This is a genomic window from Burkholderia sp. GbtcB21, assembly GCF_019091065.1.
Taxonomy (GTDB): Bacteria; Pseudomonadota; Gammaproteobacteria; order Burkholderiales; family Burkholderiaceae; genus Burkholderia; species Burkholderia pyrrocinia_C.
In genome coordinates, this window is sequence record NZ_JAGXKA010000009.1 from 164,122 (window position 1) to 182,665 (window position 18,544).

Here is an 18,544-nt window from a genome sequence, read left to right on the forward strand (position 1 = left end):
GCACACGGCGGCCCGGCGATCTGGCGATCCGGCGATCCGGCGATCCGGCAAATCAAAACCCCCGCGATGCGTGTGCTTCGCGGGGGTTTTTTACTGGTGGGCCGGCGTTACTTCGACGCGTTGACCATGTAGTCGACGGCTGCCTTCACGTCGGCGTCCGACGCGGTCGATCCGCCCTTCGGTGGCATCGCACCCTTGCCGTGCAGCGCGTAGTTGTAGACCGTATCCATCGATTCCTTCAGGCGCGGCGCCCAGTCTTCCTTGCTGCCGAACTTCGGCGCGCCGAGCACGCCGGCCGCGTGGCAGGCCTGGCAGGTCGACGTGTACAGCGCCTTGCCGGCGGTTGCCGCATCGGCGCTGGCCGGAGCGGCCGCGGGCTGTTCGCCGGCCTTCGGGATCGCGGCCATCGCGGCCTGCGCCGCGGCGATCTGCGCGCTCGCGGCGTCGGCCGCGCCCGACGCGCCTGCCGCGCCTGCCGCGCCGCTGGCGGGCTGCGCCGCGTTGGCGGCCGGCGCGGCCGGTTCGGGGAAGTTCGCGCCGTCGTTGTTCGCCATGTAGACGATCGCACGGGCGATTTCATAGTCGCTGACGTCGTCGGGGCTCGTGCCGCCGCGCGGCGGCATCGCGCCCTTGCCAGCGAGGGCCGTCTTGAGCAGCGTGTCGAAGCCTTGCGAGATGCGCGGCGCCCAGTCGTCCTTGTTGCCGAACTTCGGCGCGCCGGCGGCGCCCGTGCCGTGGCAGGTCACGCAGACGGCCTTGTAGACTGCCTCGCCGGTCTTGTACGTGCGGGGCGCGTTGGCGTCCTTCACGTCGACCTGCGCGAGCGGCTTGATACGTGCGGCGACCTGCTCGTCGGACAGCGCGTCCGTGCCGGCGCCGGAACGGAACGCATGGTTCGCATAGGTGGCGAACAGGATGATCAGGACGATCGGGATCGCGAACGACGCGATGATGACGGCAACCAACTGCCCGGGGGTTTTGACGGGAGATTCGTGGGGTGCTTCGCTCATGCTTGCCTCGTCTCCATGAATAGGAATTGTGAGCGCGGTGCAACGGCAAAATGGCAGTCCAATGAAGCACGGACGATTATAGACGGAACGTTTACATCACGGCGAGCGGCGCGATGGCGCGTGTTTACCCGCACGCAGCGCGGCCCGGCGGCGATTCGGCAGGCAAGGTGGACGCATCATGGGAAACCGGGTATCCTTGCCGTCTTGCCAATTGTGGGCGGCCTGTATATTGGGGTCGTTTCACTGTCACACGCGCCCGTAGCTCAATGGATAGAGTACTGCCCTCCGAAGGCAGGGGTTGCTGGTTCGATCCCAGCCGGGCGCGCCAAATAGCCTGATTCCAGGCGTCGAATTTCCCGATCCGTTTTCCTGAAGTCGTCCAGGCGTAGCGTCACCGCACGGCATCGCCATCTCCCGCACCATTTCCCTGCTGTTCCCCCGCCTTCCCATTGTGCGAGAATCGCCCGCAACGACAACTCCAAGCGTTGATCGCGGCGGCCGTCCGCGCATCGCGCCGACTCCGATGGCTGCCATTTCGTCTACCTCGACCGCAGTCGCTGCCTGCGCGCTGACCGATGCGCAGCGGGCGTTGCTGGCGCGTCTGGACGCGTATTCCCCCGACGATCCGCACGCGCCGCTGCCGTACAGCCGCCGCCTTGCCGAAGCCGAAGGCTGGTCGCACGACCACGCGCTGGCCGTGATCGACGAATACAAGCGCTTCGCGTTTCTCGCGCAGGCGGCCGGGCATCCGGTCACGCCGTCGGTCGAGGTCGATGCTGCGTGGCATTTCCATCTGCAGTACACGCTCGAATACTGGGACGTCTTTTGCGCCGACGTGCTCCGCGCGCGGCTGCACCACATGCCCGGCACGGGCGCACCCGACGAGGCCGCCGTATACGCACAGCGCTATCGCGACACGCTCGACAGCTATCGCCGGCTGTTCGGCTGCGAACCGCCTGCATCGATCTGGCCGCGTCCCATCGATCGACTGGCTGAGGCAGAGGCGGAGACAGAGGCGGCAACGCAGCCGGCTGAGGCCATGACCGCCGCGGCACCGCGCCGCACATGGCGCAACCGTCTGCCGAAACTCGCGTGGCCGGCGGCGGCCGCGAGCGTCGCCGCGACCTGCGCATCGGCGCAGGACTTCGACGTGCTGAACTACACCGGGCCGCAGTTTCTCGCGTTCTACGTGCCGGCCTGCATGCTCGCGTTGTTGCTGATCGTCGCGCTCCAGGCCATCGAATTCCGCATCCGTCGCTGGGGTCGGCGCACGCACAACGCGTCGTCCGGGCTGAGCGCCGACGAAGTCGCCTATCTCACCGGCGGCGAAGCGCGGGTCGCGCAGGTCGTGACGATGTCGCTCGCGCATGCGGGCGCGGTGGAGCTGTGGACCGTCCCTCGGCAAGGCGGCTACGTGAAGATCGCGGATCTGGAACGCGCGGGCCGCTACGACGACCACTGCGCGTGGCTCAACGAGCAACTATCCGGCACCGTCCGCTACGGCGTGTTTCGCGAGCGGCTTGCGAAGTACGCGCAGGAGGTCGTCGACGGGATGCGTGCGCAGGGCTGGTTGTGGGCGCCCGGCGAGTTGCGCGCGTCGCGCGTGGCCGCGCGGGCGATCGTGCTGCTCGTGCTCGGCACCGGCGCCGCGAAGCTTGCCGTCGGGTTGAGCCGAGGGCGGCCCGTGCTGCTGCTCGTCATCTGCATGGCGGTGTTCGCGATCGCGTACCGGATCGTCGCGCGCCGGCTGACTGGATTCGGGCGGGGCGGCGCAACGGCGGCCGGGCGCGCCGCGCTGCTCGAGCGCCGGGCAGCGCACGATCCGCTGGCTGCTTACAATCCGCAGCCGGTGGGCGGAGCGAAGGACACGCACGGGGCGCGCCCGGGCCAGGCGGAACGCGACGATCCCGACCCGTTGCTGTGGACCGCCGCGCTGTTCGGCGCAGGCGCGCTGGCCGGCACCGCGTGGTCGGCGTATTCGGGCACGGTGCTGGCCGCATCGCAGGGAGCGTCGGCCGCCGCGGCGAAAGCGGGTGGCGGCACGTCGTTCGATTCGTCGGACAGCGGCTCGTCGTCGAGCTGCAGTTCGTCGAGTTCCTGCAGTTCCAGCTCGTGCAGTTCGAGCAGTTGCGGCGGGTGTTCGTCGAGCTGAGCGAGAGCGGGGAGCGCGTCGACCATGCCGGGTGCAAGCCCGGTTCGACGCCTGCGCCATCCCGGTCGCGAATTCCCGGGCATTCGTGCGATCGACGGAACAGAAGCCAGAACGCCGTTCTTTTTGATGATCGGTTGTCGCCGCGCGCTTTCTATACTGCGTCGTCCACGACTGCGACCGACGTGTCGCGTCGGTTTCCCTTTCGCACCGGGCGGCTGCGACATTGTGCTGCCGCGCCGGCCAATCCGCGACCGTGTATGAACGTTACGACCTCCGACGATTGTATTGGCGTGCTGTCCGACCATTCGTGGGCGAAGCATTTCATCGTGCTGGGCTACCGGGACGGCGCCTTCTCTGCGATTCCGAACAATTTTTTCCGCAACTGGGCCGATGAAGAGCCGCAAGTCGGTACGTTTCATATCGGCCGGTGTTCGCAGATCGGCGTGGGCTCGATCGCCAAGTACGACCTGGACCATCAGAAGCTCGTGATCGGCAAGTACGTGGCCGGCGGGCTGCGCCTGAGTTTCCTGTTGAACGGACAGCACGAGATGCGCACGATTTCCACCAACATGTTCGGCATCTACGGTAATGGCCTCGCTCACCCGCCGATGCCGCAATACGCGGATACCGTGATCCACAACGACGTCTGGATCGGCGACGAAGCGCTGTTCCTGGGCGGCAGCCAGATCGAGAACGGCTGCGTGATCGGCGCGCGGGCCGTCGTTCCGCCCAATTTCCGCTCCGAGGCGTATGGAATCTATGCCGGTTCGCCGGCCCGCCTGGTGCGCTTCCGCTTCACGGAGAAAGTGCGTGAACGACTACTGCAGCTGGCGTGGTGGGATATGCCGCTCGAGTGGGTCAAGCAGCACAACGACGCATTTCTGGTCGACCTCACCGCCGACGAAGGGCGTGCGCTCGACACGCTCGCGGCGCTCCAGGAAGCCAAGGACCGCGCGGTGCACGAGTCCGGCCAGCCGGCCGTCGTACCGGCGCCCGCCTGACCGACTGTTGACGATGCGCGCCGCGCAGCGCCGCATGACATGACGCCCGCTCTCGACGAATCCGCACCGGTTCAACACGCCGCGGCCCTGTGCCAGAACGGTGAGTTTGCCGACGCGCTGTCGCGTATCGCACCGCTGCTCGACCGGCCGTCGCCGGCCGTCGCGGCGCTGCACGTCGCGGCCGTCAGCGCGCTGGGCCTGAACCGTCTGGCGGACGCGGAAGCCTGGTGGCGGCGCGCGATCGACGCGATGCCGGCGTTCGAGCCCCCCTACGACGGCCTCGGCGCGCTGCTGGTGTCGCAGGGCCGCCTGCCTGAAGCCGAAGCGCTGCTGCGCCGGCAGCTCGCCTGCGTCACGCCGTTGCACGCGTCGCATCATCACCGGTTCGGCAAGGTGCTCGAAGCGCTCGGCCGGCTCAAAGAGGCCGAACAGGCGTTCGGGCAGGCGCTGTCGATCGAGCCGAGGTCGCCCGACGTGCTGACCGATCTCGGCAACCTGCTGCGCGTGCTCGTCCGGCCGGCGGAAGCGGAGCTCGCGTACCGCCTCGCGATCGCCGTCCGCGCCGACCACGTGCTCGCGCACGTGAATCTCGGCGCGATCCTCGTCGACATGCAGCGGTTGCCGGAAGCGGAGGCGGCCAGCCGGCAAGCCATTGCACTGTGTCCGGATCATCCGGAGGCGCATTACAACCTCGCCGTCGCGCTGCAGAACCTCGATCGCCTGCCCGAAGCGGAAGCGGCCTATCGCGACGCGATCCGCTGCCGGCCCGGTCTGCCGCAGGCACACAACAATCTCGGCTGCGTCCTGCGCGCGCGGGGCCGCCACGACGAAGCGGCCGTCGCGTTCACCGACGCGCTGGCGCTCGCGCCGCAGATGGCCGAGGCGCACTACAACCTCGGCACGACGTTCGCGCATGCGGGCCAGCTCGACGAAGCCGAAAGCGCATACCGGCGCGCGCTCGACCTGCGCGCGGACTACGACGATGCGCGCTTCGGGCTCGCGACGCTGCTGCTCAGCCGCGGACGATTCGACGAAGGCTGGCGCCGCTACGAATCGCGCTACGAACAGCCGACTTTCGTGCACCGTCGGACCCGCGAGGTGCTGCGGTGCGCGCAGTGGCAAGGCGAGCCGCTGGCCGGCAAGACGCTGCTCGTGTGGCAGGAGGACGGCCTCGGCGACATGCTGCAGTTCAGCCGCTATTTCGCGCAATTTCGCGCGCGGCGGGCGGCGCGGGTGGTCTTCGCGTGCCAGCCGGCGCTGCATCGGCTGATGGAGACGGTCGACGGCGTCGACGCGGCGCTCGATCACGAGGCGGCCGCCGCGCAGGCCACGCAATTCGATTACTGGACGAGCCTGTTGAGCGCGCCGATGCACGCCGGCACGACGCTCGACACGATCCCGCCGCCGGTGCGGTTCGTCCCCGATCCGGCGCGCGTCGCCCGCTGGGCCGCGCGCCTCGATGCGCTGCCGGCCGGCCCGCGTGTGGGCCTCGTATGGAAAGGCAACCCGAAGCATCACAACGACGCGCACCGTTCGCTGCCGTCGCTGGCGCTGCTGACGCCGCTGTGGAGCGTGCCGGGCGTCAACTTCGTCAGCCTGCAGAAGGGGCAGGGCGAGGACGATGCGCGTCACCCGCCGGGCGGTCTGCCGTTGCTGCACCTGGGCTCGGAGATCGACGATTTCGCCGATACGGCCGCGATCGTCGCGCAACTCGATCTCGTGGTGTGCGTCGACACGTCGACCGCGCATCTGGCCGCATCGCTCGGCAAGCCATGCTGGGTGCTGCTGCCGAATCAGGACGTGGACTGGCGCTGGATGCACGACCGCGACGATTCGCCGTGGTATCCGGGGACGGTGCGGCTGTTCCGGCGCGGGCGCGGGGAAAGCTGGATTCAACTGGCCGAGCGGCTGCGGGTGGCGTTTGCCGCGCATTGTGCAGCCGCACGCGCGACGGCGGACGAAATGGCGTCCGGCGTCTGACATGCCGACGCGCGCGGCATGGACGCGGCGACACGGCATACTGCGCGAAACGCGACCCTGTTGCCCCTGCCTACTAGATCAATCGAGGTACTCGTGGAAAACATCGTCATCGTCGGCTCGTCCGGTCACGCGAAGGTCGTGATCGACATCGTCGAACAGGCCGGCCGATACCGGATCGCCGGGCTGATCGATTCGTTCCGTGCCGCCGGCGAAGAGACGCTCGGCTACGCGGTGCTGGGCGCCGAGCGGGATGTGCCGCGGCTGGTCGACCAGCACGGGATCGCCGGGCTGCTGGTCGCCATTGGCGACAATCATGCCCGCGAGAACGTGACGGCCGGTCTCGCGGCGCTCGTGCCGGGCTTGCCGTGCGTGTCGGCGGTGCATCCGGCCGCGCGCGTCGGCAAGGCGTCGACGATCGGTGCGGGCACGGTCGTGATGGCCGGCGCGGTGATCAACCCGAGCTGCTCGATCGGCGCGGGATGCATCGTCAATACGAATGCGTCGCTCGATCACGACGGCGTGATGGACGATTTCTCGAGCCTCGCGCCGGGCGTCGTCACGGGCGGCAACTGCCGGATCGGCTGCGGCGCGGCGATCGGCCTCGGCGCGATGCTGCGACACCGGATTGCGGTCGGCGAGCACAGCGTCGTGGGCGCGGGGGCGGTCGTCCTGCACGACGTCGAGCCGTACACGGTGGCGTACGGCAACCCGGCGCGCCGGATCCGTGCGCGTGCGGCGGGCGACCGTTACCTGTAGGCGCGGCGCGTCAGAACGCGATCAGCTCGACGATGCGGCGGACCATGTCGTCGCTGAGCGCCGGGTAGATCGGCAGGCACAACACCTTGCGCGCGGCCTCCGTGGCGACGGGCAGGTTGTCGCGGCTGGCGGACGGCAGCCCGCGGTACATCGGAAATTCCGAAATCAGCGGATGGAAATAGCGGCGCGCGTACACGTCGTAGTCGCGCAGCTTCTGGTACAGCGCATCGCGGTCGAGCGGATAGTCTTCGTCGACGAGGATCGCGAAATACGCGTGGTTCGCGACGGTCTGGCCGCCGAGCGGCACGCAGCGGATGCCGCGCACGTCGGCGAGCAGCGTGCGGTACAGCGCGTCGATCTCGCGGCGGCGCGCGAGTGCGCCGTCGATATGCTGCAACTGCAGCATCCCGAACGCGGCGTTGATCTCACTCATCTTGCCGTTGATGCCGGGCGCGACGACCGTGACTTCATCGACGAAACCGAAGTTCTTCAGGTGATCGATCCGCTGTTTGGTCTTCGCGTCGGGACAGATGATCGCGCCGCCCTCGAACGTGTTGAACACCTTCGTCGCGTGAAAGCTCAGCACCGACAGGTCGCCGTGCGCGAGCACGCTGCCGTCGGCGTTCCGCACGCCGAACGCATGCGCCGCGTCGTAGATCACGCGCAGGTTGTAGTTGTCGGCGATCTTCTGGATCGCGTCGACGTCGCACGGATTGCCGTAGCAATGCACGGGCATGATCGCGGTGGTCTGCGGCGTGATCGCCGCCTCGATGCGGGCGGGGTCGAGATTGAGCGTGCCGGGCGCGACGTCGACGAATACCGGCTTGATGCCGTTCCACAGCAGCGAATGGGCGGTCGCGACGAACGAGTACGGCGTCGTGATCACCTCGCCGGTGATGCGCAGCGCCTGCAGCGCGGTGACGAGCGCGAGGGTGCCGTTCGCGAACAGCGACAGGTACGGCACGCCGAGATAGTCGCAGAGCGCGCGCTCGAACTGCTGGTGGAACGGGCCGCCGTTCGTCAGCGTGCGGCTCTCCCAGATCTTCTCGAGATACGGGAGGAATTCATCGAGCGGCGGCAGGTGCGGTTGCGTGACGTAGATGCGTTCGTGCGGCAGTTGCGCGACGGACGATGCGGGCAGGCTGGCGGTCATGATTGTCTCTCTCGGTAACGCGCGGCGTTCAGGCGTCGGCCGGGGCCGGGGCGGTCGCCACGTCGTCGAACAGCGGCGTGTCGAAGGCGGTGACGGGCTCTCCCGCGCACCAGCGGGTCCACATCGTGCGTAGCGCCGACGACAGCCCGGCCGCGACGACGGCCGGCCGGAACGCGGCGGATTCCCCGCAGCGCGCGCGCAGGCCGGCGCGAAGCGCCTGCAGCGCGGTGGTGTCGCGGCTGAGCGCCAACGCCCTCGCGACGAAGTCGTCCTCGTCCGTCGCGATGTACGCGTCGAGCCCGACGTGCTGGAGCCAGCCCGCGCTACCGCGCCCGGCCATCGTCACGCCGGGGAGCGTCACGGTCGGCACGCCCATCCACAGCGCATTGAGCGTCGTCGTCGAGCCGGTGTACGGGAACGCGTCGAGACAGAGGTCGACGCCGTGGTGCTGCTGCATGTAAACGGGGATGTTCGAGCGCCGGTGGAACGTCAGGCGGTTGGCGTCGATACCGCAGGCGGCGAACCATTTGATCAGCGTCTGCTTGTCGCCTTCGTTGCCGATCGCGCCGAGCGCCATGCGCGCGGTCGGGTCGGCGTGCAGCACGCGCGACCAGACCTCGATCACGTGCGGGCTGAGCTTGTTCAGGCGGTTGAAGCTGGCATACGTCGTATAGCCGTTGTGCAAGGCCGGCAGCACGTTCACGGGCGGGCAGTTCGGCGGCGGCATGAACGGCGCGATCGCGGGCAGCCGCACGAGCTGCTCGACGAACTGGTCGTCGAATGCGCCGTGCGGCGCGACGAAGCGGTCCGTCAGGTAGTAGTCCATTGCGGCGAGGCCGGTCGTGGCCGGATAGCCGATCCACGACGCCTGAACCGGCGCCGCGCGCTGCGCGAGCGCAACGAGCCGGTTGCGGCCGGTATGGCCCGACAGCTCGATCACGATGTCGATGCGGTCGTTGCGCACGCGTTCGAGGAAGGCCGTGTCGCTCATGCCGGCGACGTTGCGCCAGGTCGTCGCGTGGGCCTTGAAGCGCTCGGACGTGTAATCTTCCTCGAAGTGATTGTGATAGAAGTGCATCGCGATGCCGGGATCGGCCGCGAGATGCTCGATCACGGGCACCGCGTACGAGGCGACCGCGTGGCTGAACAGGTCGCCCGACACGAAGCCGACCTGCAACTGGCGCGCCGGATCGCGCTTGTTCGAGAACACGACGGCGCGCTTGCGCTTGTGGTTGTCATAGCGCTCGCCGAACTTGCGGTGCGCCGCGACGAGCGTCTGCGGATCGAAGTCGCTGCTGTGCGCGATACAGAACAGCATGCTGCTGTGGGTGACGCTGTCGGTCGGGTTGATTTCTACCGAGCGCTTGAGCCAGCCGATCGCTTCCTGCGTCGCGCCGAGTTCGAGCAGCACGAAGCCGAGCGTGCCGTATGGCGCGGCGGCGCCGGGCGCCAGCTCGATCGCGCGTCGGCAAGCCGCGACCGCTTCATCCGTGCGGCGCAGCGCGAACAGCACGAGGCCGCGAATCCGCATGGCCTCCGCGTGATCGGGCTGAAGCTCGAACAGGCGCTTGCACTGCTCGTCGGCTTCCGCGAGACGGTTCATCATCCGCAGCGTATCGGCGAGCAGGATGCGCACGAGTACTTCGCCCGGCAGCAATTCGACCGTGCGAAGGCCGGCCTCGATCATCTCCGCGAAGCGGCCTTCCCGGTGCAGCGACGCGGACAGCGCACGCCAGCATGCGCCGTCTTCCGGGTAGTCGGCGACCAGTTGCCGCGCCAGCGCGGTGGCTTCCGCGTGCTTGTTCTTGTCGAACAGCGCCGCGTGCTTTTGCAGCAGCGTCTGATTGGGACGACGAACCGGCTTGCCGGCGTCGCTCTGCGCGGTGCGGCCGGCCCCGGTTTCCAGGACGATCGCCGCGTCGATGCTGCTCGGCGCGACCGCCGCGGTCGCCATCACGACCTCGGGCGACGCCAGTTGCGCGATCAGCCCGTCGAGCGCCGGGCCGTGCACGCCGCGCTGCTGCGCGATTTCGACCGCGATCCACGCGGCGGCCGTTTGCCCGCTGCGATGCAGCGCATGAATGTAGCTGACCCAGTAGTAGCCGTTGTCCGGGCTCGCGCCGATGGCGGCTTCGAAATGCGGCACCGCGTCGGCCGGGTGGCCCGTATCGACCATCAGCACCGCGAGGTTGTAATGCGCATCGCCATGCGCGGGCACCGCGTCGAGGATGGCCTCGTACAGCGCCCGGGCGTCGTCGAACGCGCCGCTGCGCTGGCGCTCGAGCGCGTTGTCCAAGACGAGCGCAATGTCCTGCGCAAGCTGCTGTTCAGGCGTAAGCGCGGCGGAGGCGGGCAGTTCGGTCGAGAACATGATGAAATCTGCGGAAAGTCGGTCGATACCATTATCGGTAGCGTGCCGTCGCGCCGATGCCGCGAGGTGACGGGAAAAGCCCGGTCAGTTTGGTCGATTGGCCGGTCAGCCGAGGCCGGGGCGGTGCGGCGGGCGGGCGGGATCAAAAAAAAACGCCCGCACGAGGCGGGCGCTGAGGCGAACGAGCACGCCCTCACATCAGCGTGTAGTTCTTGTTGTCGGGTGGGCGGCGCGCGTGTGCCGGGCACGCCGCGCGGCGCGTCTTAACGGTTCGCGATGCTCTGGTACTGGCCGACGGCCTGCACGCGGCCCATCGCCGCCTGGTATTCGTCGGTCAGTTGCTGCTGCGCGCGTTGCGCGTCGGAGAAGATGCGATCGTTGCTGGCCTGGATGCGGCGGACCGCGGCGATGCCGACGGGCGGCTGGTCGGCCGAGAGCAGCGCGATGAGCGAACCGCGCGCATCGACGAGGCGCGCGGCCTCGATCCAGTCGGCCATCGCGGCCGCGTGTTCGATCGCGTCGGTGAGCGCGTCGATCTGCGTAATCAGTTCGGTCTGTTCCATCTGAGCTCTCCTGTCCGGCTAGCGGTCAGCTCTTGTTGTTCGCCAGCGCGCCGCCGCTGTTCGCGCCGCCGAACAGCTGGGTCAGGTATTGCGAGTTGGTGTTCATCGTCGCCATCAGCGTGTTGAGCGCGGTGAACTGCGCCTGGTACTGGCTCGTCAGCTGTGCCGCATAGTTCGACAGCGTCGTCTGCTGCTGCGCGACGCTCTTCAGGTCGTTGCTGAGCGCGGTCGTGCGCGCGGCGATCAGCCCGTTCGTCTTCGTGTAGTTCGTGATGCTCGTCGTCAACTGCTCGCCGATCCCGTTCGTCGAGTTGAACAGCGACGCGACGCCCGTCGGATTGTTCTGCAGCGCGCCGTTGAGCGCCGTGCTGTCGACCTGCAGCGTGCCGTCGGCCTGCAGCGTGACGCCGATCGACGCGAGGTTGACCGTCGAGCCGTTGCCGTTCACGCCGCTCGCGACGATCGACGCGAGCGAGTTCTTGATCGTGTTCAGCGTCGAGTCGCCGAGCAGCGGGCCTTGCGCCGACGCGCCGGACGTGAAGCTCGACAGCGAGTTCATCGTCGTGACGAGCGTGTTGTAGAGCGACACGAAGTTGTTGACCGCGGTGGCCTGGGATTTCGTGTCGGTGGCGACCGTCAGCGTCTGCGGCTGCGTGGCGCTGACGGCCGCGCTGGTCAGGTTCAGCGTGACGCCGGTGATCGCGCTCGTCACGGTGTTGCTCGCGCTGGTGCCGGCGATGCCGTTGATCGTGAACGCGGCGTCCTGCGCGGCCGTGCTCTGCTTCCACGCGGCGCTGCCGTTCGCGGACGTGATCGTCGACTGGCCGCCCGTCGTGCTGGCCGTCGACGTGACGCCGAGGCTGGACAGCCCCTTGTCGCCGGCGACGTTGCTGAGCGCGACGCCGATCGTGCTCGCTGCGCCGGTCGGCGTCGAGCTGAGCACGAGGTGAGCGCCGTCGCTGCCGTTGACGACCGACGCGACGATGCCCGGGTTGCCGGTCGCGGAGTTGATCGCGGCGGCGATGCCGGACAGCGTGTTGTTGGTGCTGTTCACGTCGACCGTGAACGACTGGCTGCCGAGCGACAGCGTCATCGTGCCGGTGCCGAGCGCGGTCGACGCGCCGAATGCGGCCGACGACAGCGACTGCGACGTCGCGATCTGCGTGACGCCGACCGAATAGCTGCCGGCCACCGCGCCGGCGCCCGCGGTCGCGGTGAGGCCGGTGCCGCTCGCGGTCGCGGTGAAGGTGTTCTGCAGCGAGCCGTTCGACAGCGTCGTGAGGCTGGCCTGCAGTGCGCTCAGCGCGGCGGACAGCGCGCCGTACGCGGAAATCTGGGTGTTGTCGCTGCTTTGTTGCGCGTTGAGCGCGGCGGCCTGGCCGGCGGTCTTCGCGTTGACGAGTGCCGTCACGAGCGAGTTGACGTCCATCGACGAGTTGCCGGTCGAACCGCTGATGATCGATTGGGCAGCTTGCTGCAGCGCGCTGTTGGCCGAGTTGTTGGCGGCGGTGACGGCGGGATTAATCGTCGACATCGTAGTGCTCCGTGCGGCGGGTGATCCGTGAAATCCGGGAAGAAGACCTGGCGGCGGAGCGGGGCCCCGCGCGCCAAGTGACTGCGGCCGGGCCGCGCGTTACGCGGGGCCCGGCCGTGGGTTGCTACGCGATTACTGCAGGAGCTTCAGGACCTGCTGCGGCAGCGAGTTCGCCTGTGCGAGCACCGAGATGCCTGCTTGCTGCAGCACCTGGTTCTTCGACATGTTCGCGGTTTCCTGCGCGAAGTTCGCGTCGGTGATCTGCGACTGTGCCGACGACAGGTCGGTCGATTCTGCCTGCTGCGACGTGGCGATTGCCGTGAAACGGTTTTGTGCCGCGCCGAGTGCCGCCTGCACGTTGTTAACCGTCTGCAGCGCGTTGTCGATCGATACCATCGCGACGTTCGCTCCGCTGACCGTACTGATGTCGAGGTTCGACACGGTCTTCGGCGTGTTGACGGCGTTGATTTGTGCGACTGCGTTGTTGATGGCGGTGAGTGCTGCTGCCGACATGCTCGAGCTGGTTGCGCTCGCTTGGATCGACAGTGCGCCGACTGCCGTGCCCGTGCCGGCCGTTGCGCTGGCGCCGAACACCGATGCAGCAACGGTTTGCGCGATGGCGCCGCCGTTCTGGTCGGTGAACGTGTAGCCGCCCTTACCGTCGGACAGCACGTTGATCGCGGTGATCGCCGCGCCCGACGACGTGTACACGCCGGCGGTGTCGAGGCTCAGGTTCGTCACCGTACCCACGGTCTGGCCCTTCTGCACCAGGCCGCCGCCGATCTTCGCGGCCGACATGCTTTGGCTCAGGTCCAGCGAAATCGTCTGGCCGACGTTCGCGCCGACCTGGAACGACACGATGCCTGCCGAGCCGTCGAGAATGTTCGTGCCGTTGTACGTCGTTTGCGACGCGATACGGTTCACTTCCTGGATCTGTTGCGCAACTTCCTGTTGCAGTGCTGCCTGGTCGGTCGTGGACATCGTGCCCGTCGACGCCTGGACGGCCAGCTGGCGGATACGCTGCAGGCTGTTCGTCAGCGACGACAGTGCGCTCGATGCCGTTTGGATCATCGACACACCGTCGTTCGCGTTCGACACGCCCTGGTTCAGGCCGTTGATCTGCGTTTGCATCCGCGTCGAAATCGCGAGGCCGGCTGCGTCGTCGGCTGCGCTGTTGATGCGCTTGCCCGACGACAGACGCGTGATGGCTTGCGACAGTGCGCCTTGCGAGCCGTTGAGGTTCTGCTGAGCAACCAGCGAGTTGATGTTGCTATTGATTCCGAGCATGGAAAAATCTCCTGTTTAAGCCGAAAGCCCTGGAAAGCCGTTTTGGCGTCGGCGGAAGCACTCGTTCATTGCTGGCCGCCTCAGAGCAGGATTTCGGCGTGCCAAAACAAAACTTGAGGGGTGCGTTGAGATTCGTCCCGATTTTTTATCGTTCTTTGTCATTTCGGACGGGGTGGGTCAGATGCCCGGTTAACAGGGGGCAGAGACCGGCCCTGGCGACGGAGTTGCAAGGCTGTGCACACGGAATCGACAAAAGGATGGTTTTGTCTGTGATTCCCTGATATGATGGCGGGCTGAATTGAGATTTCTGTCACGCCTTTGCCGGTTTCGGCATGTCTGCTGGCAGTCAAACGCGGCGCTGCACGCGGTTGTGAAGCGTACTCGCGGTGCTTTCCGCCTCTCTTTTCCGGCCTCCGAGGCCGTATTTCCGCTCGTTTCGCCTGTTGTGGGGACGCTCGGATGGCCGGTGCGTGGCGCTTGGCCGCTACGTTTTTGACCGTTTAAGCAATTTAGGAACGACATGACGACGATTCTTCTGAAAGAAAACGAGCCGTTCGAAGTGGCGATTCGCCGCTTTCGTCGCGCTATCGAAAAAAATGGCCTGATCGCTGAACTGCGCGAACGCCAGTCTTACGAAAAGCCGACCGCAGTCCGCAAGCGCAAGAAGGCAGCAGCCGTCAAGCGCCTGCACAAGCGTCTGCGCAGCCAGATGCTGCCGAAGAAGCTCCACTAAGAGCGTCTTACGGTTTGCCGCGAAACGGCGGAGTGTGTCTCGAAAGAGGCCGCTCCGCCGTTTCGCTTTTGGAGGCCGGGAAAGTCCCGATGCCGTGGCGGCGAGGCCGCCGACCCGCGCGTGCCGGTGATCTATCTGTCTCTCGCAGTCGGTCGTGCCGGCGTCGTCACGCGCCGCGCGGTGACTGGACGGGGCGGAGCCGATGCAGGCTCACTCAGGGTGATTGGGTTGGCGGCCGTCAGCCCGCCTTGCGCCGGCGTGCCGGCTGCTTGCCGCCGAGCGCCGCGCATTGCGCGTGGCACGGGCAGCCGGCCTCGTGATCGTTGACCATGCCGGTCGCCTGCATCAGCGCATAGCAGATCGTCGAACCGACGAACTTGCAGCCGTACGCCTTCAGCGCGTTGCTGAGCGCGTCGGACTGCTCGGTCGACGCGGGCGCGTCGCGATACGACTCCCATGCGTTCTGGACCGGCGTGTTGCCGACGAACGACCACAGGAACGCGGCGAGCGACCCGTGCTCGTCGCGGATGCGCTGCACGGCGCGCGCGTTGGTCACCGCAGATTGCACCTTCGCGCGGTTGCGCACGATGGCGGGATTCTCCAGCAGTTTCTCGATGTGCTTCGGCGTGAAGCGCGCGACGGCGTCGACATCGAAATCGGCGAACGCTTCGCGATAGCCCGCGCGCTTGTTCAGGATCGTCGACCACGACAGCCCGGCCTGCGCGCCTTCCAGGATCAACATTTCGAACAGGTGGCGATCGTCGTGCGACGGCACGCCCCACTCGGTATCGTGATAGTGAGCATCCGCTTCCGTCTTCACCCAGTTGCACCGCTGCGACATCGTCTGCCTCGTTTTTAGTGTCGGTTCGATCGCGCCAGCATAGCGGAAGCCCTTTTTGCGGGATAGCCGGCCGAACGGCAGATGGGCGCGCGGTACCGATCCGGTTAAGCTTGGCGCCTGTTCGAATCAGCGGGATGAAGGCATGGCGACATTACTTTTTGCGATCGGCATCGACGGCGGCGGCACGGGTACGCGCGCGGTGCTGGCCGACCGGCACGGGCGCGAGCTCGCGCAGGGGCGCGGCGGCCCGTCGGGGCTCGGTCTCGGCATCGAGCGTGCGTGGGCGTCGATCGGCGCGGCCTGCGCGGATGCGTTCACGCAGGCCGGCTTTGCGTTCGACTGGCCGCAATGCGCGCTCGGCTGCGGGCTCGCAGGCGTCAACAATGCGGCATGGCTCGCCGCGTTCCGCGCGCAGGCGCCGCTCGGCGCGCTCGCAATCGAGAGCGACGCGTATACGACCGTCGTCGGCGCGCACGGCGGCGCGCCGGGGCTCATCGTCGCGCTGGGCACCGGCAGCATCGCGGCGGCGCTCGATGCGGGCGGCGTATGCCGGATCGCGGGCGGCTTCGGCTTTCCGTCCGGCGACGAGGCGAGCGGCGCGTGGCTCGGCGTGCGTGCGCTCGCATATGCGCAACAGGCGCTCGACGGCCGCGTGCCGCGCGACGCGTTCGCCGACGCGCTGCTCGCGGAAACGGGCGCGCAGGATCGCGACGCGCTCGTCCAGTGGTCGTGCGATGCGAACCAGACGATCTACGCGCGGCTCGCGCCGGTCGTGTTCGCGCACCGCTCGCACCCGGTCGCGGGCGCGCTGATCGCGCAGGCCGGCGAAGAGATCGGCAAGATGATCGATGCGCTCGATCCGCAGCAGGCGCTGCCGGTCGCGCTGTGCGGCGGGCTCGCGGATGCGCTCGCGCCGGCCGTGCCGGCGCGCCACGCCGCGCGGCTGCGCGCGCCGCTCGACGATTCGGCGCACGGCGCGCTGCGGCTCGCGCTGCAGGCGCTGCGGGCGGCGGAAGGTGCTTGAATGTGGCTGAACGTGTCTGACGCGGGTTGACGGCGCGCCGCAGCGGCGCCGAAGGCGGCGCCTGACCGGGAACCGTCCGGCGCGCAGCCGGGCGCGACGTTAGAATGGCCGTTCCGCAGAGCCCTGAGCGCCATTCTTCCGTCCCATGTACAAAGTCATCGCCACCGATCTCGACGGTACCCTGCTGAACAGCGACCACCAGCTCGATCCGTACACGATCGATACCGTCCGCCGGCTCGAGCGCGACGGCCTGCAGTTCGTGATCGCCACCGGGCGCCATTACGCGGACGTCGCGGGCATTCGCGACGTGCTCGGCATCCGGCCGTACCTGATCACGTCGAACGGTGCGCGCGTGCATGCGCCGGACGACACGACGATCCACGCGCAGGACATCGATCCCGCGATCGTCCGCGGCCTCGTGCAGCCGGACGTCGTCGGCACGCATGGCCGCGTGATCGTCAACCTGTTCACCGACCAGGGCTGGCTGATCGACCGCGATGCACCGCACCTGCTCGAATTCCACCAGGATTCGGGCTTCCGGTACGACGTGATCGACATGCCCGCGCACGACGGCGCGGATATCGCGAAGGTGCTGTATATCGGCGAACCGGCCGATCTGGCGCTCGTCGCCGAGCAGATGCGCGTGCGGTTCGGCGATGCGCTGTACGTCACGTACTCGCTGCCCGACTGTCTGGAAGTGATGACCGCGAACGTGTCGAAGGGCCGCGCGCTGCGCACGGTGCTCGCGCGGCTCGGCGTCGATACCGGTCACTGCATCGCGTTCGGCGACAACATGAACGACATCGACCTGCTCGAAACCGCCGGCCACGCGTTCATGATGAACAACGCAAATCCCGACCTGGTCGCGCGGCTGCCGCACATCCCGCGAATCGGCAACAACTTCGATGCGGGCGTCGCCCGCCACCTGCGCACGCTGTTCTCGCTCGAGGACAACGTCGCTGCTTCCTGAGCGAACAACCCGAGCGTGCTTCCCGCGCGGCAATGAAAAACGGGCGCCAGGGGCGCCCGTCGAAATTGCCTGCCTCGATGTTCTTCGACAGCGTGAGGCTCGCTGTTCTGCTCGCGTGACCCCGTAGTGTTTTATTCGCTTGTGCGAGCCGATGCCGGCAGCAGGTCGACGGCGTCGTCGCGCCCCGCGACCAGCGGGTAGATGATCCCGGCGAGTACCGCGCCGATCAGCGGTGCCACCCAGAACAGCCAGAGCTGGCCGATCGCGTCGCCGCCGACGAACAGCGCCGGGCCGGTCGAGCGCGCCGGGTTCACCGACGTGTTGGTGACCGGAATCGAGATCAGGTGAATCAGCGTCAGGCACAGGCCGATCGCGATCGGCGCGAAGCCGGCCGGCGCGCGCTTGTCGGTGGCGCCGAGGATCACGAACAGGAAGAAGCCCGTCATCACGACTTCGCAGATGAACGCCGCAGCCAGCGAGTAGTGGCCGGGCGAGCGCTCGCCGAAGCCGTTCGTCGCAAAGCCGCTGCCGACGACGTCGAAGCCCGGCTTGCCGGTCGCGATCAGGTACAGCACGAACGCGCCGAGCGTCGCGCCGACAACCTGCGCGACGATGTACGGCGCGAGATCGCGTGCCGGGAAACGCCCGGCAACCGTCAGGCCGACGCTCACCGCCGGATTCAGGTGGCAACCCGAAATGTGGCCGATTGCGAATGCCATCGTCAGCACGGTCAGGCCAAAGGCAAGTGCGACGCCGGCAAAGCCGATGCCGAGGCCCGGAAAGGCGGCGGCCAGCACGGCGCTTCCGCACCCGCCGAGCACCAGCCAGAACGTGCCGAATACCTCTGCAGCGAGACGCTGAGAAAGATTCATGTAAGGACCTCGTCCAAGTGGATTGAAGACAACCGGTCGACACGACGGATTTATTCCGTCGCCCGGAATTGGTCTGGATTATAGGAAATGAATCGGGTCCGGGAGGGTCAACGATTGTTAAATTTGAATGGCTGACGAATGCCTTTTATTAGAATAAGCCCGCATTCTCGATATAGCCGAATTGGTTAAAGATGACAGTATTTATTTCGAAGGGTAGGGCGGCAGTGCGGATGGCGTAACGGATGTTTGTGTCCCGGTCGGATTCGCCGGGGCCGCATCATCGAAAAGGGAGTCGAA

General features: G+C 67.4%; 15 protein-coding genes and 1 tRNA gene. 8 read left to right on the plus strand and 8 right to left on the minus strand.

The window, feature by feature from the left end:
• Positions 1-107 precede the first annotated feature (107 nt).
• Positions 108-1,010 (minus strand): cytochrome c5 family protein, encoded by a 903-nt coding sequence (locus KVT39_RS21195; protein ID WP_217590129.1) that lies wholly within the window; start codon positions 1,008-1,010, stop codon positions 108-110.
• Between the two features lie 252 nt (positions 1,011-1,262).
• Here KVT39_RS21195 and KVT39_RS21200 point away from each other — a divergent pair.
• From KVT39_RS21200 to KVT39_RS21220, 5 genes are all read left to right on the plus strand, one after another.
• Positions 1,263-1,338 (plus strand) — tRNA-Arg (locus KVT39_RS21200).
• A gap of 195 nt (positions 1,339-1,533) precedes the next feature.
• Positions 1,534-3,162, plus strand: a complete 1,629-nt coding sequence (locus KVT39_RS21205) for a TIGR04222 domain-containing membrane protein (RefSeq protein WP_217590130.1) — start codon at positions 1,534-1,536, stop codon at positions 3,160-3,162.
• A gap of 257 nt (positions 3,163-3,419) precedes the next feature.
• Positions 3,420-4,163 carry an acetyltransferase gene (locus KVT39_RS21210; protein WP_217590171.1) on the plus strand — a complete coding sequence of 248 codons (744 nt, stop codon included), beginning with the start codon at positions 3,420-3,422 and terminating at the stop codon, positions 4,161-4,163.
• Between the two features lie 39 nt (positions 4,164-4,202).
• Complete coding sequence (locus tag KVT39_RS21215) at positions 4,203-6,143, plus strand: tetratricopeptide repeat protein (protein ID WP_217590131.1); 1,941 nt, start codon at positions 4,203-4,205, stop codon at positions 6,141-6,143.
• A 93-nt stretch (positions 6,144-6,236) separates the two neighbouring features.
• Positions 6,237-6,899: an acetyltransferase gene (locus KVT39_RS21220; protein ID WP_217590132.1), complete on the plus strand. Its 663-nt coding sequence runs from the start codon at positions 6,237-6,239 to the stop codon at positions 6,897-6,899.
• Between the two features lie 10 nt (positions 6,900-6,909).
• Here KVT39_RS21220 and KVT39_RS21225 read toward each other — a convergent pair whose 3' ends face one another.
• From KVT39_RS21225 to KVT39_RS21245, 5 genes are all read right to left on the minus strand, one after another.
• Complete coding sequence (locus tag KVT39_RS21225) at positions 6,910-8,052, minus strand: DegT/DnrJ/EryC1/StrS aminotransferase family protein (RefSeq protein ID WP_217590133.1); 1,143 nt, start codon at positions 8,050-8,052, stop codon at positions 6,910-6,912.
• A gap of 28 nt (positions 8,053-8,080) precedes the next feature.
• Complete coding sequence (locus KVT39_RS21230) at positions 8,081-10,423, minus strand: tetratricopeptide repeat protein (RefSeq protein ID WP_217590134.1); 2,343 nt, start codon at positions 10,421-10,423, stop codon at positions 8,081-8,083.
• Positions 10,424-10,686: 263 nt separating this feature from the next.
• Positions 10,687-10,986 (minus strand): flagellar protein FliT, encoded by a 300-nt coding sequence (locus KVT39_RS21235; RefSeq protein ID WP_217590135.1) that lies wholly within the window; start codon positions 10,984-10,986, stop codon positions 10,687-10,689.
• Between the two features lie 25 nt (positions 10,987-11,011).
• Entirely contained in the window at positions 11,012-12,520 is a 1,509-nt protein-coding gene (fliD, locus tag KVT39_RS21240) for a flagellar filament capping protein FliD (protein WP_217590136.1), read from the minus strand.
• Positions 12,521-12,652: 132 nt separating this feature from the next.
• Complete coding sequence (locus tag KVT39_RS21245) at positions 12,653-13,807, minus strand: flagellin (protein WP_126359145.1); 1,155 nt, start codon at positions 13,805-13,807, stop codon at positions 12,653-12,655.
• Between the two features lie 520 nt (positions 13,808-14,327).
• On the opposite strand from KVT39_RS21245, the gene rpsU reads away from it, so the two are divergent.
• Positions 14,328-14,540 carry a 30S ribosomal protein S21 gene (gene rpsU / locus KVT39_RS21250; RefSeq protein WP_006401410.1) on the plus strand — a complete coding sequence of 71 codons (213 nt, stop codon included), beginning with the start codon at positions 14,328-14,330 and terminating at the stop codon, positions 14,538-14,540.
• 238 nt (positions 14,541-14,778) lie between these two features.
• On the opposite strand, the gene KVT39_RS21255 is transcribed toward rpsU, so the two are convergent.
• Positions 14,779-15,381: a DNA-3-methyladenine glycosylase I gene (locus KVT39_RS21255; RefSeq protein ID WP_034183890.1), complete on the minus strand. Its 603-nt coding sequence runs from the start codon at positions 15,379-15,381 to the stop codon at positions 14,779-14,781.
• Positions 15,382-15,523: 142 nt separating this feature from the next.
• On the opposite strand from KVT39_RS21255, the gene KVT39_RS21260 reads away from it, so the two are divergent.
• Positions 15,524-16,405 (plus strand): BadF/BadG/BcrA/BcrD ATPase family protein, encoded by an 882-nt coding sequence (locus KVT39_RS21260; RefSeq protein WP_034183891.1) that lies wholly within the window; start codon positions 15,524-15,526, stop codon positions 16,403-16,405.
• Positions 16,406-16,550: 145 nt separating this feature from the next.
• Entirely contained in the window at positions 16,551-17,375 is an 825-nt protein-coding gene (locus KVT39_RS21265; RefSeq protein ID WP_131948762.1) for a Cof-type HAD-IIB family hydrolase, read from the plus strand.
• Between the two features lie 131 nt (positions 17,376-17,506).
• On the opposite strand, the gene aqpZ is transcribed toward KVT39_RS21265, so the two are convergent.
• Entirely contained in the window at positions 17,507-18,247 is a 741-nt protein-coding gene (gene aqpZ / locus KVT39_RS21270; protein ID WP_034183893.1) for an aquaporin Z, read from the minus strand.
• Positions 18,248-18,544: the final 297 nt, after the last annotated feature.

Excerpts from the sequence above, each read along its gene's own strand:
- KVT39_RS21255 (WP_034183890.1), bottom strand. The coding sequence starts at position 15,381 with ATGTCGCAGCGGTGCAACTGGGTGAAGACGGAAGCGGATGCTCACTAT.
- fliD (WP_217590136.1), bottom strand. The coding sequence starts at position 12,520 with ATGTCGACGATTAATCCCGCCGTCACCGCCGCCAACAACTCGGCCAAC.
- KVT39_RS21235 (WP_217590135.1), bottom strand. The coding sequence starts at position 10,986 with ATGGAACAGACCGAACTGATTACGCAGATCGACGCGCTCACCGACGCG.
- KVT39_RS21205 (WP_217590130.1), top strand. The coding sequence starts at position 1,534 with ATGGCTGCCATTTCGTCTACCTCGACCGCAGTCGCTGCCTGCGCGCTG.
- KVT39_RS21215 (WP_217590131.1), top strand. The coding sequence starts at position 4,203 with ATGACGCCCGCTCTCGACGAATCCGCACCGGTTCAACACGCCGCGGCC.
- rpsU (WP_006401410.1), top strand. The coding sequence starts at position 14,328 with ATGACGACGATTCTTCTGAAAGAAAACGAGCCGTTCGAAGTGGCGATT.
- KVT39_RS21230 (WP_217590134.1), bottom strand. The coding sequence starts at position 10,423 with ATGTTCTCGACCGAACTGCCCGCCTCCGCCGCGCTTACGCCTGAACAG.
- aqpZ (WP_034183893.1), bottom strand. The coding sequence starts at position 18,247 with ATGAATCTTTCTCAGCGTCTCGCTGCAGAGGTATTCGGCACGTTCTGG.
- KVT39_RS21245 (WP_126359145.1), bottom strand. The coding sequence starts at position 13,807 with ATGCTCGGAATCAATAGCAACATCAACTCGCTGGTTGCTCAGCAGAAC.
- KVT39_RS21210 (WP_217590171.1), top strand. The coding sequence starts at position 3,420 with ATGAACGTTACGACCTCCGACGATTGTATTGGCGTGCTGTCCGACCAT.
- KVT39_RS21195 (WP_217590129.1), bottom strand. The coding sequence starts at position 1,010 with ATGAGCGAAGCACCCCACGAATCTCCCGTCAAAACCCCCGGGCAGTTG.
- KVT39_RS21225 (WP_217590133.1), bottom strand. The coding sequence starts at position 8,052 with ATGACCGCCAGCCTGCCCGCATCGTCCGTCGCGCAACTGCCGCACGAA.
- KVT39_RS21260 (WP_034183891.1), top strand. The coding sequence starts at position 15,524 with ATGGCGACATTACTTTTTGCGATCGGCATCGACGGCGGCGGCACGGGT.
- KVT39_RS21265 (WP_131948762.1), top strand. The coding sequence starts at position 16,551 with ATGTACAAAGTCATCGCCACCGATCTCGACGGTACCCTGCTGAACAGC.